The sequence below is a fragment of the Flavobacteriales bacterium genome (genome assembly GCA_026129465.1).
In the GTDB taxonomy this organism is placed as follows: domain Bacteria; phylum Bacteroidota; class Bacteroidia; order Flavobacteriales_F; family PHOS-HE28; genus PHOS-HE28.
In genome coordinates this window covers 157,401-173,668 of the sequence record JAHCIA010000001.1, presented here as the reverse complement: position 1 = coordinate 173,668, position 16,268 = coordinate 157,401, and the positions used below count along the sequence as shown (strand labels likewise).

The window sequence follows — 16,268 nt, the reverse complement described above, 5'->3', positions numbered from 1 at the left end:
CCTATCTGTGATCGGCGTGCCCTACTTTCGATCAGTGAGCAGGAACTACAAGATCCACGACCCCGCTCCCGCGAATGTTCCCTGATGGCTCCCGCGGGTCTGCGACCCGTGGTCTTCATCCGGTCCCGGCCAAGGGATAGGCCTTGCGGCCAGTTTGCAACCGGCCATGGGGTAGCGCTGGCCCTGTGGTTCAGTTGCTCAGCGCCTTGCGTGCCTCATGGAGGTCCACGATGTGGAAGAGGTCCTGCAGTTCACCGGCTACCGCGAGCACTACATTCGTGATGCACAAGGCAACATCATGGCCGTGTACCGATACCAGAACACCGGCAGTATGAGCTTCAAGGTCACCGAGCGGCACCTGTATGGCAGCAGCCGCCTGGGCACTTATACGCGTGAGGCGGAGCTCTACGGGCTAACCACCATGCCGGGGCCGCATCCGCAACCGATCCCTGCGGCGCGCTTGCGCTATGAGTTGACCGACCACCTGGGCAACGTGACCACGGTTGTTACCGGGCGCCTGCTGGATGGTGCCGGGGCCGGCAGCCCCTTCCAAGCCGAGGTGATCTCCGCACAGGGGTATGAACCCTTCGGGTCGCTTCTACCAGGGAGGAACTACAGCTCATCGAGCTACCGCTTCGGATTTAATGGAGCCGAGAAGGACGATGAGGTTCACGGTTCAACTGGAACGTCTTACAACTTCGGATCGCGTATTCTGGATCCGAGGGTTGGCCGCTGGCTCAGCATGGATCCCTACGCTACGAGCTACCCGGATGCCACTCCCTATGGCTTCGCTGCGAACTCTCCATTGATGTTCGTCGATCCCGATGGGGAACGATTGAAGTTCAGTTTAGCGATGAGGCTGTTCAGCCCTTCGGTGTACAAGGCAACGCTTTCGTACATCAAGTCCGAGTCAGGAAAGGAGATCTATCGTGATGTGGTGAATGCGCGGCAGGCTCGCAAGTTCTGGGGAGATGCAGGTGGTAAGGGTAGCCTTCACGATAACGTGACCGTTCGCTTTGGCATAGATCCAGACCAAGGTGGTTCATCTCCGGCCTTCTTCGCTGTTGATGGTCAATACGTGAACGGCAGTGACCTAACACCTGATCATGTTCGCAAGATGAGCGCGCAGACTCATATGTTGCAGTACGTGAACGTTAGTACCAACCAACCGATAGGAAAGAAGGAGGACGGCACCTATGACATGGTACAAGGTGACCTGATCGCGATCTACCACACAGCAGGCCATGAGTCTACCGTTCATGTCAAGTACGCGCTCGCGTTTGCTAGGAACTTTGTTAATGGCACTTTTGGCGAGGACTTAGTGAAGGTCTTTGATCAGAAGTATGGTGCTGGGTTCATTGACCTTGAGCATCAGGCTGCACATGAAGGATGGAACAAGTCCCACACGCGTTTCAGTGACGAGTTCAAGGCCAAGTTCTTCGGTGTTGACCCAAAGAAGGTTGGCAACATCATGCAGATCGAGCACGATTACAACGACTTCTATCAGAAGGATGAGCTGATGGATCGGGTAGATCCTGAAAAGGGAAAGAGTACGCGCGAAGACTTCGAGTAGCAGTATCATGACCAAGTGGATAGCTACGATCCTGTTGCTCTATGTAAGCGCCAAGGCCCATGGCCAGGTCTTCTCGTTCACCAAATCACTCCCGGCCACCGATGGCATGTACGCCGCTCTTCTGGTTGGCTCTGACACTCTTTATTGCAGTGTCTTCCCGCAAGGCATCGAGGTCATCCGCTACAAGGCCAAGTTCAGCGGGGCCTACCTCATACTCGACCGCTCCGGTCTCATCAAGATGCGCTGTTACCTAAAGAAAGGCCGATTACTCGGATACTATCAGATCTACGACGGCCAAGGCGCTCTAAGAGAAGATGGCTACTACGTACATGGCGCCAAGGTCCAATCGCGCCGCCTTCCCTAGGCCTGCCGCTGATCCCGCTAAGGCGGGACAGGTCCTGCGATCAGTGGCCCGTTGCTAGGCCAGTTGCTTCTTGGTCTCCTGTCGGAACAGGAAGGCATCGAGCAAGGAAGTGACCACATCGCGCTCGGCAGGTTCCAGGCGTTGCACGCGTTGGAACAGGTTGATCAGGGCCTTGTCCTGAATGCTCTCCTGGGCCAGGTCGGCGCTGTTGCCGCTCATGAGGTAATCGGTGGAGACCCAGACCTCCGCAGGGTCTCCCGAGGCACGAGGGGACCCTGCGAGATGGGAGAACTCCGAGTGCTATTTTCGGGCGATGCCCCCCCCCGCTAGCGCGGATCTGTAACGCTGCCGCGGATCTTGGATCCGTGGCCACAGTAGCTCAAACAGCTCCCGCGAATGTCCCCTGTTCGCTCCCGCGGGTCTGCGACCCGTGGTCCTCATCCGGTCCCGGCCAAGGGATAGGCCTTGCGGCCAGTTTGCAACCGGCCATGGGGTAGCGCTGGCCCTGTGGTTCAGTTGCTCAGCGCCTTGCGTGCCTCATGGAGGTCCACGATGTGGAAGAGGTCCTGCAGTTCACCGGCTACCGCGAGCACTACATTCGTGATGCACAAGGCAACATCATGGCCGTGTACCGATACCAGAACACCGGCAGTATGAGCTTCAAGGTCACCGAGCGGCACCTGTATGGCAGCAGCCGCCTGGGCACTTATACGCGTGAGGCGGAGCTCTACGGGCTAACCACCATGCCGGGGCCGCATCCGCAACCGATCCCTGCGGCGCGCTTGCGCTATGAGTTGACCGACCACCTGGGCAACGTGACCACGGTTGTTACCGGGCGCCTGCTGGATGGTGCCGGGGCCGGCAGCCCCTTCCAAGCCGAGGTGATCTCCGCACAGGGGTATGAACCCTTCGGCTCCCTGCTGCCAGGACGCAATTACAGCAGTGACGCGTACAGGTTCGGGTTCAACGGACAAGAAAAGGATAATGAGGTGTACGGAAGCGAAGGCACCAGCTACACCGCTGAGTTCTGGCAGTACGATCCGAGGGTGGGACGGCGATGGAACATTGATCCAATGTCAAGGTCTTGCGAAAGTCCTTATGCCGTTTTCTCAAACAATCCAATAGTATTAGTTGACCCCAATGGTCTGAAGGTCAAAAATTCTCATAAGGAGGAGAAGGATGCGGCTCAAAAGAATCGCGACGATGCGAAGGGTAAGCTTGACGGCCTACTTGCAAGCCCTGTGGATAAGGGAAACAAGGAGGCCTATAAAGGATATCAGGCTGCTGTCAAGGATGCTAGGGGCGCCCTGAAAAGCGCAGAGTCTGCTCTTTCGACGGCGACGGAAAATTTCAATGCCGTCGAGCAGTTTCTGAATCAGTACGCATTCACCGATCCGGAGGGCTATTCACAGCTTGACAACCTGATGGATCCATCTGGCAACGTAGTAGATGTCTTCGTTGGTATCGACCCATCAATGGTCGTGACGCTTGCGCAAATGACGGATGGGGGGGGCATGCAGACAGGTGGAGGACATCATGGGAAGAGCGAAGTCCATGCGAACGTATACACATTCCAAGATGGTGTCTTCTCTCATTACACGATCAAATCCAGACATGGAGATAATACGGTGCATGTGTCTCTTGCTCGTAAGACTACGGCTCTAACAGTAGCCCATGAGAAAGGCCATGTTATGTACTTGGTTCATAATATGATGGAACATACCCAATGGCAGCGTCTTAATCCCAATGCTGCTTTTGAGGATCACCACGGCCCGGGGGACCCAAGTGGTCAGGCGGCGGATGAGGAAGAGCGTAGGTACAAGGCACTGGAAAGGTCACGTGGCTTAATGCCTTCTGGATTCGTCCGGCCATGAGAGCGCCGCTGGTATTGCTGGCTTCCCTGAACATGTGCTGTGGTTATGTGCAGGCCCAAGGATTGGACACAGCCTTTATCTTCTTCAATGCACGCATGCTCTTGCTTACGGACGCTTATGAAATGTCAATGCGTCCCCAAGAAGAAGTACAAGGCTTCATTGACGGCACATGGCGATACGGATATCACTTCGTTCAAGCCAAGGGATATCCGGTGAATTATGTATTCTGTGCAATGACCAATGAGATGATGACGGGGCGTCAAGTTCCGGATACAACCAGTGTGCGCATTAGGCTGAATCATGAGGTGAACACTGAGTTCTTGGTCGCGATCAACACCAGCACCAAGCAGATGTTTAAGCTGGAAGGCTTCAAGTGTCTTGACGAGATGGCCTTCAGAATGGACGTAGTGAAGTATACACCTTCGACAAAGGAGCGGCGATTTATCCTTCGGAAGAAGCGGTTCCCGGCCCACTACACCCCCCGCTCCCGCTAATCTTCCCTGATCGCTGCTGCGGCTGTGATCCGTGGCCTTCCTACCCTTCGTTGAGCTTGAGCAGTCCGGCCAGCACACGCCTTGCGGCTGTGCGGTCGGCTTCCGGCAGTGCCGCCAGCTGAGCGAGCAAACGGCCTAGCTCGGGATCGTGGTCGCTGGCGTCAAGTCCGCCCAGCACGTCGAGGGACACACTGGCGGCCCGTGCGAGCCTTGCGGCCGCATGGATGGACGGCGCGGCTTGGTCGGCCTCGTAGCGGGCTATCATGCGCTTGTCCATGTCCACGGCCGCCCCCGCTAGCGCGGATCTGTAACGCTGCCGCGGATCTTGGATCCGTGGCCACAGTAGCTCAAACAGCTCCCGCGAATGTCCCCTGTTCGCTCCCGCGGATCTGCGATCCGTGGTCTTCTCCCCCCCCTCCCGCGAATGTTCCCTGATCGCCCGCTCGCGCGAATGTTCCCTGATGGCTCCCTCGGATCTTTGATCCGTGGTCCCTATGGCTCAGGCATGGGCCGCATGCTGATGCCGATCTGTGATCGGCCACCGATATCTTCGTTCAGTGTCCCGCAACCACAAGATCCACGACCAGGAGGACCTGCACTACCTCACCTATGCCACCGTGGGCTGGGTGGATGTGTTCACGCGGCCAGCGTATAAGGACATCGTGGTGGAGAGCTTGCGGCATTGCCAGCGCGAGAAGGGCCTGGCGCTCTTCGCGTGGTGCATCATGAGCAACCACGTGCATCTGATCGCCCGTGCCCGTCCCGGCCACAAATTGCAGGACATCTTGCGCGACCACAAGAAGTTCACGGCCAAGGCGGTGGTCAAGGCCATCGAGGATAACCCGCAGGAGAGCCGTAGGGAGTGGCTGCTGGCGCACTTGCGCAAGCCCGATGGCGGCATCCAGCTCTGGCAGCACGACCTGCATCCCGTGTGGCTGCGCCGCGTGGACATCATCCAGCAGAAGCTGCGGTACATTCATCGCAACCCGGTGGAAGAGGGGGTGGTTGAGGAGCCGCACCATTACCTCTACTCGAGCGCTCGGGATGAGGCGGGTTTGCCGGGCATGCTGAAGCTGGAGACGATCTGGGGGGATGTGATCACAGATCACCAAGTCGTACTCAATGATCAAGAGATCCAATGAGAAGGACCACGGATCGCAGATCCGCGGGAGCGGGGGGAACCCGGCCACGGCCAGGCGGTGGCGCTTGGCGTCACGCTTGGCCAGAGCGGGTGTAAGCTTCCCCTAAGTTCGGCCACTCCTTGGGGAAGGTACAGGCCAAGGCACCAGCCTTCCACGGCACCCTTCGTAAGCTTGCCCCATGGAACTGTTGCTGCTGTCCAACTCCACCCTGCCAGGTGAGCCATTCTTCACTTGGCCACGGGCCCATGTCGCCACCTTCCTGCAAGGCCGCCAGCGCGTGGCCTTCGTGCCCTTCGCCGCAGCGGAGGAACAGCAGGACGCCTATGCGGAGAAGGTCGCGCCGGTATTCGCCGATATGGGTGTGGCGATCGTGCCCCTGCACTGCGAGGCCGACCCAGCGAAGGCCTTGGAGACCGTGGACGCCGTGGCGGTGGGCGGTGGCAATTCCTTCCTGTTGCTGCGCCAGCTCTACCGCACGGGGCTGGTGCGCGCCATCGGCGAACGTGTGCGCAAGGGCCTGCCGTACCTGGGCTGGAGCGCGGGTGCCAACGTGGCCTGCCCTTCCATCATGACCACCAACGACATGCCCATCGTGGAGGTGCCCACCATGCGCGCCATGAACCTGGTACCCTTCCAGATCAATCCACACTTCACGGAGGACACCATACCGGGCCATGGCGGAGAAAGCCGCGAACAGCGGATCGGTGAGTTCCTGGCCCTGAACCCCGCGATGCCGGTGGTGGGCCTGCGGGAGGGGTCGCTCCTGAAGGTCGAGGGCAATACCATGACCCTGGCAGGGGGTGACATGAAAGTATTCCGCGCAGGCCAGGATGCCAAAGTGGTGGCCGATGGTAGCGTCTTGCGTTGCGACCTGAGGGGCTTGTGAAAGCCTGGCTCGCCGGTCGTCACTTGTTCCTCTTGGCGCTGTTGCGAGGATCGTTCCTTCGCCGAACTTTGCACTCGATCACGGCCCCACGCCTTGGATGGATCCGCATTTCTCCGCCCAGCCGGGGTGGCATCAGCAAAGATGTCCAGGTGGCCGATCGACCATCACCAAGCACCGCTTCCCCTCGCGCCTTGATGCGTGTGCGACCGACCCTCATTCGCGCCCAACCCAATACCCGCATCGGATATGATGCACCCCTGCACCGCACAGGCATGGATAGGTCAAGGCCGAGGATCCGGAGTGATCGCGACCAGAGCCATCCCCAAAGGCACCATCGTCTATGTGCGCGATCCGCTGGACATCGTGGTACCACAAGACCATCCCCTGCTGAACGATCCGTTGTACGCGGAGACATTCACGAGCCACGCCTACATCGAACCGGATGGCAGCCGTGTGATGTGTTGGGACCATGGCCGGTACATGAACCATTGTTGCAGGCCCAACACCCTGAGCACAGGTTTCGGCTTCGAGATCGCCATAGAGGACATCGCTGAAGGCGCTGAGATCACCGACCACTATGCGGTGCTCAACCTGGAATTCGAACTGGACCTGCTCTGCGACAAGCCCGGATGCCTGCGTCACATGGGCCCGGGCATGCTGCCCATGGTGGGGGAATGGATCGATGCGCGGATACGTGAGACGCTGCCCTTGATCCCCTCGGTGGAGCAGCCGCTCGCGCCCCTGATGGACCAGGCCACCCGCGAAGCGCTCGACCACTTCCTTGTCACCGGTGAAGGCTATCCCACTGTGCTAGGTTTGCAGCACTTGCGCCGCACCGCATGAGGACGATGGCACCATGGCGATGAAGCTCCCCGACCTGGAACCCTTGCTCGACAAGCTTGGCTTCAACGCCCTGCTGTTGCTGAAGGTGCTGATCATCCTGCTGGGCGCCTTCGTGCTGGAGCGCATCCTCTATTCGCTGATCCGCCGCGCCTACCAGCGAAGCGACAAGAGCCACGAGGACACCACGCGCTATCGCTTCATGAAGAACGCCCTGCGCAGCATCGTGGTGCTGGTGGCCCTGGGCTGGGTGATCTACGTGATCCCCTCGCTGAAGCACTTCGCCGTGACCCTGCTGGCCGGCGCGGGTATCCTCGTCGCCATACTCGGTCTGGCCACCCAGCGTGCCTTCAGCAACATCATCAGTGGCGTGTTCATCGTCAGCAGCAAGCCCTTCCGCGTGGGCGACATGGTGGAGATCAGCCGGGAGCACCGGGGCGTGGTGGAGGACATCACCCTGCGGCATACCGTGATCCGCAACTGGGAGAATCGCCGTGTCATCATCCCCAACGCGGTGATCAGCGACGCCACCATCATCAACAGCACCATCGAGGATCCCGCCACCTGCCAGTGGGTGGAGATCGGCATCAGTTACGAGAGCGACCTGGACAAGGCGATGGGCATCATGCAGGAGGAGGCCGAGAACCACCCGCATTGCATGGACCGGCGCACGGCCGAGGAGTTGGAACAAGGCATCCCGAAGGTGAGCGTGCGGCTGGTGCAGATCGCCGAGAGCAGCCTGGTGCTGCGCGCCTATGTGTGGGCCGCGGACCCGGTGCAGGCGCGCGTGATGAACTTCGAGCTGAACCGTTCCATCAAGCTGCGCTTCGATCGCGAGGGCATCGTCATCCCCTATCCGCAGCGCACCATCTCTTTCAAGGGCGAAGGGCCTTCGAAGGAGGATCTCCAGGTATTGTTCAAGCAACGCCCCGGTCCGTCGCATGAAGAAGGTGCGTAAACGATCGGGCAAGCTGGGCCTCCCGCCCGGCTCCCTAGTGCACGTGGGCACCGGCGTGCAGGAGAAGCCGCGCTCGCAACTGTTCCGCTACGATACCACCCAGGTGCAGGAGATCGATGCGGAGGCCCTGGATGCACTGGCGGAGGACCAGGACAGTGGCCTGAACCGCTGGCTGAACATCGACGGGCTGCATGATGACGCCGTGATGAGCGCCGCCACGGACCACTGTGGCCTGCACCCCCTGCTGGTGGAGGACATCCTCAATACGGACCACCGGCCGAAGCTGGAGGAATTCGAGCACGGCTTGCTGGTGATCGCCAAGATGCTTCGGCTGGAGGAGGGCAGCGGCCTCCTGCTGGTGGAGCAGATCAGCTTCGTGCTCACCAAGGGGCTGCTGGTGAGTTACCAGGAACGGCCGGGCGATGTGATGGACGCCGTGCGCGAGCGCTTGCGCCAGGGCCTTGGCAGGGTCCGCAAGGCCGGTACCGACTACCTCCTTTATGCCTTGCTGGATGTGATCGTGGACCACTACTTCGTGGTGCTGGAGGAGACGGGCCAGCGGATCGAGGACTTGGAAAGCAAAGTGGTGACGCGGCCCGGCAAGGAGGACCTGCGGGCCATCCAGCGGTTGCGCGGCAGGCTCATCGAACTCGCCAGGCACGTGACCCCGATGCGCGAACTCGCCGGCCGTCTGCACAGCAGCCAGTCGCACTGCATCGAAAAACCGACCCGCCGGTACCTGAGCGACCTGCAGGACCACACCGTTTACATCGCCGAGACCATCGGCAGCTTCCGCGAGATGCTGCACAGCCTGGAGAACACCTACCACGCGGGCGTGGCGCTGCGCTCCGGCGAGGTGATAAAGCTGCTCACCATCATCTCCACCATCTTCATCCCACTCACCTTCATCGTGGGCATCTACGGCATGAACTTCCACCACATGCCCGAATTGGGGTGGCGCTACGGCTACTTCGGCGTGATGGCCTTCATGGCGCTGCTGGCCTTGGGCATGCTGGGCTGGTTCCGCTGGCGGAAGTGGCTCTGAAGGGGCATTCAACAAGTGATGGCATCGCACGGGGGCCAACATTCAACCTGCGGCCTGACAGGCTGGATGCCTGACATACTTTTGCACCGCACGCCACGACCATGACCCGGCCCCGCCGCAACGCGCGTTCCCGTACCGGCCTTCCAAAGGATGTCGTCGCGCTGGCCGTGCTTCCCATCCCCTTCCGCTGACATCGCTCCCCGTGCACCCGTGATGCTCCCCGCCCACCGCATCCCGAACCGGCCACTGCACGGAAACCGCTCCCGATCCGAGGCCGGTTCGCCGTGCCCCGGCCAAGTCCCGCACATGCCTTACAGCCCATCCCGCACCGATCGATGAAGACCCGCTACATCGACCTGATCGAGCAGACCTTCGATTTCCCGAAGGACGAGTTCAAACTGGACGGCGACAAACTGGTGTGGAACGACCTGCCGCTGGTGGAGATCCTGGAGAAGCATGGCACTCCGCTGCGGATCACCTGGTTGCCCAAGATCGGCGAGAAGATCGACCTGGCCCGCGAGAGCTTCGCCAAGGCCATCAAGACGCACGACTACCAAGGCGAGTACGAATATTTCTACTGCACCAAGAGCAACCATTTCAGCTATGTGATCGACAAGGTGCTGGACAAGGGCGTGGACCTGGAGACCAGCAGCGCCTACGACCTGGAGATGATCGAACTGCTCATCGAACGCGGCCGCATCACCAAGGACAACACCATTCTGTGCAACGGCTTCAAGGACGAGCGCTACATCCGGGGCATCGGACGGCTGGCCAACCGCGGGTTCCACGTGGTGCCCATCATCGACAACATGGCCGAGATCTACGCGCTGGACGAGGTGATCGAGGGGCAGTGCGACATCGGCATCCGCATCGCGGCCGAGGAGGCGCCGAAGTTCGAGTTCTACACCAGCCGCCTGGGGATCGGCTACAAGGACATCATCCCCTTCTACATGCGGAACATCTCCAAGCAGAAGAAGTTCCGCCTGAAGATGATGCACTTCTTCATCAACACCGGCATCACCGACACGGCCTACTACTGGAATGAGCTGACCAAGTGCGTGAATGTCTACTGCGACCTATGGAAGCTGTGCCGCACCCTGGACACCCTGGACATCGGGGGCGGCCTGCCGATCAAGAACAGCCTCAACTTCAGCTTCGACCTGGACTACATGATCGGCGAGATCGTGGGCCGCATCAAGGACATCTGCGAGGAGAACAAGGTGCATGAGCCCAACATCTATTCGGAGTTCGGCAGCTTCACCGTGAGCGACAGCGGCGCCACCTTCTTCAGCATCCTCTACCAGAAGAAGCAGAACGAGAAGGAACGCTGGAACATGATCGACGGCAGCTTCATGACCACCCTGCCGGACACCTGGGCCATCAGCAAGCGCTTCATCATGCTGCCGGTGAACAACTGGTACGACGAGTACGAGCGCGTCTTCCTGGGCGGCATGACCTGCGACAGCGACGACTACTACAACAGCGAGCAGCACATCAACGCCATCTACCTGCCGCGCCACCAGGAGGACCGCAAGCAGTACATCGGCTACTTCAACACCGGCGCCTACCAGGACACCCTGGGCGGTTTCGGCGGCATCCAGCATTGCCTCATCCCCAAGCCCAAGCACGTGCTCATCGACCGCCTGCCAGATGGCAAGCTCGTTGACCGCGTCTTCGCTGAACAGCAGAGCGCCGAGCGCATGCTGCAGCTCCTGGGCTACCTGCCCATGGAGGAGCCGGTGCGCAAGGGTTGAAAGTCGGGGGGCGCTCCCACATCCGACCCCCGCTTTGGGGATCCCGCTATATTCGGCCACCCCGCCCCGCCGGCGGGCCACCAAACACCCCCCTTTCATGAGTTCCAGCATCGACACGATGACCATCCCTGTGGAGCAACCGCCCAGTGGCGGCCACCCGCGCGGCCTCTACGTCCTGTTCATGGCCGAGATGTGGGAGCGTTTCTGCTACTACGGCATGCGGGTGCTGCTCACCCTCTACCTCATCCGTTCGCTGATGAAGGGCGACAATGAGGCCTTCGCCATCTACGGGGCCTACACCGCCCTGGTCTATGCCGCGCCGGTGCTGGGTGGCATGATCGCCGACAAGATCCTGGGCTACCGTATCGCGGTGATCCTCGGCGGTATTCTCATGGCCATCGGCGAGTTCATGATCCTGGGCGGCACGGACCACTGGCTGTACATCGGCATGGGCACGATCATCGTGGGCAACGGCTACTTCAAGGCCAACATCAGCAGCATCGTCGGCAAATTGTACAAGGATGGTGACCCCCGCCGCGACTCGGGCTTCACGATCTTCTACATCGGCATCAACATCGGCGCCCTGCTCGCCACCACGGTCTGTGCCGAGGTGGGCGAGAAGTTCGGCTTCGAGTACGGATTCGCCCTCGCGGGTCTGGGCATGCTGGCCGGTATCGGCTTCTTCGTGGGCGGGCAGAACACCTTCCGCCAGGTGGCCGAGGCACCCGACCCCGTGAAGCTCAACGCCCCCTATCTGGGCCCCATCACCCTGAAGTGGACCACGATCATCGCCTCGCTGGTGATCATCCCCATCCTCTATTTCCTGATCATGAACGCCAGCGTGGTGGGCTATCTGCTCTATGTGGCGCTGGCCTACGTGCTGTGGAGTCTGTTGTCCCGCGGGGTCAAGGAAGGCAAGGTGCTGTTGCAACGCATGCTCGTCTTCATCATCCTCATGGTCTTCAACGTGGTGTTCTGGGCCTGCTTCGAACAGGCCGGCACCTCGCTCACCCTCTTCGCCGACCGCAACGTGGACCGCGATGTCTTCGGCTGGGAGATGGGCGCCGCCACCACGCAGTTCTTCAACCCCTTCTTCATCATCGTCATGGGCTCGGTCTTCAGCATGCTCTGGGTCTACCTGAACCGGATCGGCAAGAACCCGAACATCCCCATGAAGTTCGGCATCGGCATCATTCTGCTGGGGCTGGGCTATCTGGTGGTGAAGATCGCCCCGGTGAACGAGCTCTATCTGGTGCCACTCTGGACCCTGATCCTGCTGTACTTCCTGCACACCGTGGGGGAACTCTTCATCTCGCCGATCGGCCTGAGCATGGTGACCAAGCTGGTGCCCAAGGACATGACCGGCACGGCCATGGGCGCCTGGTTCCTCAGCTTCGCCTTCAGCAATTACGCCGCCGCGCTGCTGGCCAAGCTCACCGGGGCGGAAGAGGGCAGCGATCCCGCAGCGTTGGACACCGCCGAGACCCTGGCCACCTACACCGAGGTGTACGGCACCATGGGCATGGTCACCGTGGGCATCGGCATCTTCCTGCTGCTGATCTCCGGACCCTTGAACCGCATGATGCATGGCGTACGCTGATCCGGCACGATCATTGAGTTTCCGCCGACCATTCCAACCGCACATGCGCACGCACAGCCTTCTCCTCATCGGCGCCCTGGCCTTCGGCCTCCTGGCCATCGTCCGCCATGCCCAGGCCCAGACGCCCGGCACCACCACCACCAAAGCCATCCAGTGGCTCAGCATGGAGGAGGCCCAGGCCAAGACCAAACGGGTTCCCAAGCCGCTCTTCGTGGACGTCTACACCCAGTGGTGCGGCCCCTGCAAGATGCTGGACCGCAACACCTTCAGCGACCCCAAGGTGGCCGACTACGTGAACAAGCACTTCTACCCCGTGAAGTTCGACGCCGAGAGCGGCGCGGCCGTGACCTTCAAAGGCCAGAAGCTCAGCAACCCGGACTTCGACCCGGCGCGGGCCGGCGGGCGCAATGGCACGCACCAGCTCACCTACGCCATCGCCAACGTCAACGGCCGCATCGCCTATCCCACCATCGTGTACCTGGATGAAGAGATGAACGTGCTGGCGCCGGTGCAGGGCTACATGACGCCCGAACAACTGGAACCCGTGCTCGTTTTCTTCGGCGAGGGGCACTACAAGAAGCAGGACTACCAGGCCTTCATGGCCACCTTCAAGAGCCGCCGCTGAGGGTCCTCCGGGTCTTCGCCATATCTTCTGAAAGCCCCGGCGTACCGGGGCTTTCAGCGTTCATGCGCGGGCCATTCGACGCGCTCCATTTGTAGCTACCTTAGCGCCCATAGCACGAAAAAGAACCCCCAAGCATACCCGAGACGATGAGTGAGAAGGCGCGGATCATACTGGATGGCAAGGAATACGAACTGCCGGTGATCACCGGAAGCGAAGGCGAGAAGGCCATCGACATCGGCAAGCTCCGCGACCTGTCGGGCTACATAACCCTGGACTACGGCTACAAGAACACCGGCGCCACCAGCAGCGCCATCACCTTCCTGGACGGCGAGGAAGGCATCCTGCAATACCGCGGCTACCCCATCGAGCAGCTCGCCGAGAAGGCCAGCTTCCTGGAGGTGGCCTACCTGCTCCTTTTCGGCGACCTGCCGAACGCCAGGCAATTGGAGGAGTTCGAGGGGAACATCCGCTACCACTCGCTGGTGCACGAGGACATGAAGCACTTCTTCGAGTTCTTCCCGAGCAATGCCCACCCCATGGGCATCCTCTCGGCGATGGTGAACTCGCTGAGCACCTTCTACCCCCGCAGCCAGGACCCGCACCGGCCGCAGCACCAGAAACTGCGCACCATCTACCGGCTCATCGCCAAGATGCCCACGCTGGCGGCCATCAGCTACAAGAACAACCTGGGCCACCCCTACATGTACCCCAACAACAAATTGGGCTACGTGGAGAATTTCCTGCACATGATGTTCGCCCTGCCCACCGAGGAGTACAAAGTGGACCCCGTGGTGGCCGACGCGCTCAACACCCTGCTGATACTGCATGCCGACCACGAGCAGAACTGCAGCACCAGCACCGTGCGCATGGTGGGCAGCAGCCAGAGCAACCTGTACAGCGCCGTCAGCGCCGGCATCGCCGCGCTGTGGGGCCCGTTGCACGGTGGGGCCAACCAGGAAGTGATCGAGATGCTGGAGACCATCCGCAACGATGGTGGCGACATCCGCAAATGGGTGGACAAGGCCAAGGACAAGAACGATCCCTTCCGCCTCTTCGGCTTCGGGCATCGGGTGTACAAGAACTTCGACCCACGCGCCCGCATCATCAAGAAGAGCTGCGACGACGTGCTGGCCAAGCTGGGCGTGAACGACCCCGTGCTGGAGATCGCCAAGCAATTGGAGGAGATCGCCCTGAAGGACGACTACTTCATCGAACGGAAGCTCTACCCCAACGTGGACTTCTACAGCGGCATCATCTACCGCGCCATCGGTATCCCCACGCGCATGTTCACCGTGATGTTCGCCCTGGGCCGCCTGCCGGGGTGGATCGCCCAGTGGAAGGAAATGGAGGAGAACAAGGAGCCCATCGGCCGCCCGCGCCAGATCTACACCGGTGCCACCAAGCGCGACTATGTGGCGCTGAAGGAGCGGAAGTGATCCTCCGTTGTTGACCTATTGAAAGGGGAGCTGCGGCTCCCCTTTCGCTTGGCAGGCGATCCTGACGGATATCATGCGCCACCTGATGCCCTGCGGACATCTTCGCAGGCCACGGAGCGATCTCCACCCATCCATACCCCATGCGCACGATCATCGTCCCCACCGACTTCAGCATCCCCGCCGGACATGCCGTGGAGTTGGCCGCACGTCTCGCCCTGAAGCACGGCGCGACCTTGCGGCTGGTGCATTCCGTGGATGTGCCCGACACCTGGCTGGAAGGCCGTTTCACCAGTGCCGGAATGGCACGCAAGGCGCCCCGTGAACAGCAAGCCCTCTATCCTGAAGCGCGCGAACGTGTGGGCCGGGCGCGCGCCGAACTGGAGCGCACGGCCGCGGCCTTGGAGCGGCGCAAAGTGAAGGTGGTGCATGAACTGGCCCCCAACGCCGCCTGGAAGGATGTGATGGCCCTGGCCGCAGCGCACAAAGCGGACCTTGTCGTAATGGGCACCCATGGCGCGGGCGCGTTGAAGGAAGCCTTCATCGGCAGCAACACCCAGCGCGTGGTGCGCATGGCCACCGTGCCGGTGATCACCCTGCACCATGCGCCACCCGCGCGCATCGCGAACGTGGTGGTCCCTTGCGATCCCTTGGAGAAAGGCCTCGAGCGATGGATCCCACGACTGATAGCCCCCCTCGAAGGGCAGCGCGTCAAGTATCATCTGCTCTATGTGAACACCCCTGGTCATTTCCAGGACACGGACACCACCCTGGAGCAATTGCGCAAGGTGGGCGCCAAACTCGAACCCGAGGTCGCGCTGCACATCACCGACCACTTCTCGGTGGCGGAGGGTGCCATGGCTTTCGCGAACCGCGCAGGCATGGACATGATCGCCCTGCCCACCCATGGACGTGGTGCGATCCAGGGATTCCTCAACGCCAGTGTGGCCGAAACGGTGGCCAACCATGCCTCCATTCCGGTGATCACCCTGCGGGTGGGTTGATCCCGCTCATACCCGGGGTTGACCACGCTCATGGGCAGGCCCACAGGACCGGCCTTACTTGCGTACCCAGACGATGTCGGCAGTACGGACCAAAAGGCATGACGGATATCAGTCCGTTGCCGGGAATGGCCCGCCACATTTGCCCGATCCGCCGCGTGGCAACATGTCCCAGGAACGCATCCGTACGGTAGAGCAGTTGGTCAAGGCCCTGCATGAAGCACCCATGCACAAGGGCTACCTGCGCATATTGGAACGTGTGGACATCCTGCCCGAGGCCTTCGATGACCTCTGCACCTGGCATCCGAAGCGCTACACGCGCAACTGCATCGCGCGCACCGATGATTTCGAACTTCTGCTCATCTGCTACGAGCCCGGCCAGCGCACCAGCATCCACGACTATGCCACCGAGGAAGCCTGGGTGCATCCGGTGCGGGGAACCGTAGTGGAGGAGCGGTTTGAGCCGGGTCCGGGCGGCAACCTGCGCCGGGTGAGCGCCGCCAAGCTGGACCGCGATTCCTTCTCCTACCTCCACAATGGCAGGAGCATCCATCGCTACATCAACGACAGCGGCCAGCGCGCGGTGACCCTCAACCTGTACGCGCGCCCGCTGAGGACGTGGAAGGTCTATGACGAACGCTCCGGCGGGAGCAGCATCCGCGAGGCAGGCACATGACCC

At 60.9% G+C, this 16,268-nt stretch carries 16 protein-coding genes and 1 pseudogene; 15 read left to right on the top strand and 2 right to left on the bottom strand.

Annotated elements, in window-relative coordinates; genetic code table 11:
- Nucleotides 1-217: 217 nt before the first annotated feature.
- Together KIT10_00710 and KIT10_00705 are read left to right on the top strand one after the other, a co-directional pair.
- Complete coding sequence (locus KIT10_00710) at nt 218-1,573, top strand: RHS repeat-associated core domain-containing protein (GenBank protein MCW5897760.1); 1,356 nt, start codon at nt 218-220, stop codon at nt 1,571-1,573.
- A 7-nt stretch (nt 1,574-1,580) separates the two neighbouring features.
- Entirely contained in the window at nt 1,581-1,937 is a 357-nt protein-coding gene (locus tag KIT10_00705) for a hypothetical protein (protein MCW5897759.1), read from the top strand.
- Between the two features lie 54 nt (nt 1,938-1,991).
- Here KIT10_00705 and KIT10_00700 read toward each other — a convergent pair whose 3' ends face one another.
- Nucleotides 1,992-2,156, bottom strand: a complete 165-nt coding sequence (locus KIT10_00700) for a hypothetical protein (GenBank protein MCW5897758.1) — start codon at nt 2,154-2,156, stop codon at nt 1,992-1,994.
- A 320-nt stretch (nt 2,157-2,476) separates the two neighbouring features.
- Between KIT10_00700 and KIT10_00695 the strand changes: the two genes are divergently transcribed.
- Nucleotides 2,477-3,811 (top strand): hypothetical protein, encoded by a 1,335-nt coding sequence (locus KIT10_00695; protein ID MCW5897757.1) that lies wholly within the window; start codon nt 2,477-2,479, stop codon nt 3,809-3,811.
- Nucleotides 3,808-4,305: a hypothetical protein gene (locus tag KIT10_00690; GenBank protein MCW5897756.1), complete on the top strand. Its 498-nt coding sequence runs from the start codon at nt 3,808-3,810 to the stop codon at nt 4,303-4,305. Before KIT10_00695 ends, KIT10_00690 begins: the two co-directional genes overlap by 4 nt.
- Nucleotides 4,306-4,345: 40 nt before the next feature.
- Here the strand turns inward: KIT10_00690 and KIT10_00685 are convergent, their stop codons facing one another.
- Entirely contained in the window at nt 4,346-4,582 is a 237-nt protein-coding gene (locus KIT10_00685; protein MCW5897755.1) for a hypothetical protein, read from the bottom strand.
- A gap of 280 nt (nt 4,583-4,862) precedes the next feature.
- On the opposite strand from KIT10_00685, the pseudogene KIT10_00680 reads away from it, so the two are divergent.
- The 11 genes and pseudogenes from KIT10_00680 to KIT10_00630 all read left to right on the top strand — a co-directional run bounded on the left by KIT10_00680 (nt 4,863) and on the right by KIT10_00630 (nt 16,265).
- Nucleotides 4,863-5,375, top strand: a pseudogene (locus KIT10_00680) (transposase).
- A 250-nt stretch (nt 5,376-5,625) separates the two neighbouring features.
- A complete protein-coding gene (gene pepE / locus KIT10_00675; protein ID MCW5897754.1) occupies nt 5,626-6,333 on the top strand; it encodes a dipeptidase PepE in 708 nt (235 codons plus the stop codon).
- Nucleotides 6,334-6,633: 300 nt separating this feature from the next.
- A complete protein-coding gene (locus tag KIT10_00670) occupies nt 6,634-7,176 on the top strand; it encodes an SET domain-containing protein (protein MCW5897753.1) in 543 nt (180 codons plus the stop codon).
- Between the two features lie 13 nt (nt 7,177-7,189).
- The gene (locus KIT10_00665) at nt 7,190-8,131 is read left to right on the top strand and encodes a mechanosensitive ion channel family protein (protein MCW5897752.1); all 942 of its coding nucleotides are present in this window, start codon (nt 7,190-7,192) and stop codon (nt 8,129-8,131) included.
- Complete coding sequence (gene corA, locus KIT10_00660) at nt 8,115-9,176, top strand: magnesium/cobalt transporter CorA (GenBank protein MCW5897751.1); 1,062 nt, start codon at nt 8,115-8,117, stop codon at nt 9,174-9,176. The genes KIT10_00665 and corA overlap by 17 nt, the downstream gene beginning before the upstream one ends.
- 335 nt (nt 9,177-9,511) lie before the next feature.
- The gene (locus KIT10_00655; protein ID MCW5897750.1) at nt 9,512-10,930 is read left to right on the top strand and encodes an arginine decarboxylase; all 1,419 of its coding nucleotides are present in this window, start codon (nt 9,512-9,514) and stop codon (nt 10,928-10,930) included.
- Nucleotides 10,931-11,027: 97 nt separating this feature from the next.
- Nucleotides 11,028-12,530, top strand: a complete 1,503-nt coding sequence (locus KIT10_00650; GenBank protein MCW5897749.1) for an oligopeptide:H+ symporter — start codon at nt 11,028-11,030, stop codon at nt 12,528-12,530.
- Between the two features lie 43 nt (nt 12,531-12,573).
- Entirely contained in the window at nt 12,574-13,155 is a 582-nt protein-coding gene (locus KIT10_00645; GenBank protein ID MCW5897748.1) for a thioredoxin family protein, read from the top strand.
- Nucleotides 13,156-13,301: 146 nt separating this feature from the next.
- On the top strand, nt 13,302-14,591 hold the full coding sequence (locus KIT10_00640) for a citrate synthase (GenBank protein ID MCW5897747.1): 1,290 nt from the start codon (nt 13,302-13,304) through the stop codon (nt 14,589-14,591).
- A gap of 140 nt (nt 14,592-14,731) precedes the next feature.
- Nucleotides 14,732-15,592 carry a universal stress protein gene (locus KIT10_00635; GenBank protein ID MCW5897746.1) on the top strand — a complete coding sequence of 287 codons (861 nt, stop codon included), beginning with the start codon at nt 14,732-14,734 and terminating at the stop codon, nt 15,590-15,592.
- A 163-nt stretch (nt 15,593-15,755) separates the two neighbouring features.
- The gene (locus tag KIT10_00630; protein MCW5897745.1) at nt 15,756-16,265 is read left to right on the top strand and encodes a cysteine dioxygenase family protein; all 510 of its coding nucleotides are present in this window, start codon (nt 15,756-15,758) and stop codon (nt 16,263-16,265) included.
- Nucleotides 16,266-16,268: the final 3 nt, after the last annotated feature.

Bases quoted from the DNA above. Each gene is read 5' to 3' on its own strand.
- KIT10_00650 (MCW5897749.1), top strand. From the start codon at position 11,028: ATGAGTTCCAGCATCGACACGATGACCATCCCTGTGGAGCAACCGCCC.
- KIT10_00710 (MCW5897760.1), top strand. From the start codon at position 218: ATGGAGGTCCACGATGTGGAAGAGGTCCTGCAGTTCACCGGCTACCGC.
- corA (MCW5897751.1), top strand. From the start codon at position 8,115: ATGAAGAAGGTGCGTAAACGATCGGGCAAGCTGGGCCTCCCGCCCGGC.
- pepE (MCW5897754.1), top strand. From the start codon at position 5,626: ATGGAACTGTTGCTGCTGTCCAACTCCACCCTGCCAGGTGAGCCATTC.
- KIT10_00695 (MCW5897757.1), top strand. From the start codon at position 2,477: ATGGAGGTCCACGATGTGGAAGAGGTCCTGCAGTTCACCGGCTACCGC.
- KIT10_00705 (MCW5897759.1), top strand. From the start codon at position 1,581: ATGACCAAGTGGATAGCTACGATCCTGTTGCTCTATGTAAGCGCCAAG.
- KIT10_00700 (MCW5897758.1), bottom strand. From the start codon at position 2,156: ATGAGCGGCAACAGCGCCGACCTGGCCCAGGAGAGCATTCAGGACAAG.
- KIT10_00665 (MCW5897752.1), top strand. From the start codon at position 7,190: ATGGCGATGAAGCTCCCCGACCTGGAACCCTTGCTCGACAAGCTTGGC.
- KIT10_00645 (MCW5897748.1), top strand. From the start codon at position 12,574: ATGCGCACGCACAGCCTTCTCCTCATCGGCGCCCTGGCCTTCGGCCTC.
- KIT10_00640 (MCW5897747.1), top strand. From the start codon at position 13,302: ATGAGTGAGAAGGCGCGGATCATACTGGATGGCAAGGAATACGAACTG.
- KIT10_00655 (MCW5897750.1), top strand. From the start codon at position 9,512: ATGAAGACCCGCTACATCGACCTGATCGAGCAGACCTTCGATTTCCCG.
- KIT10_00630 (MCW5897745.1), top strand. From the start codon at position 15,756: ATGTCCCAGGAACGCATCCGTACGGTAGAGCAGTTGGTCAAGGCCCTG.
- KIT10_00685 (MCW5897755.1), bottom strand. From the start codon at position 4,582: ATGGACAAGCGCATGATAGCCCGCTACGAGGCCGACCAAGCCGCGCCG.
- KIT10_00635 (MCW5897746.1), top strand. From the start codon at position 14,732: ATGCGCACGATCATCGTCCCCACCGACTTCAGCATCCCCGCCGGACAT.
- KIT10_00690 (MCW5897756.1), top strand. From the start codon at position 3,808: ATGAGAGCGCCGCTGGTATTGCTGGCTTCCCTGAACATGTGCTGTGGT.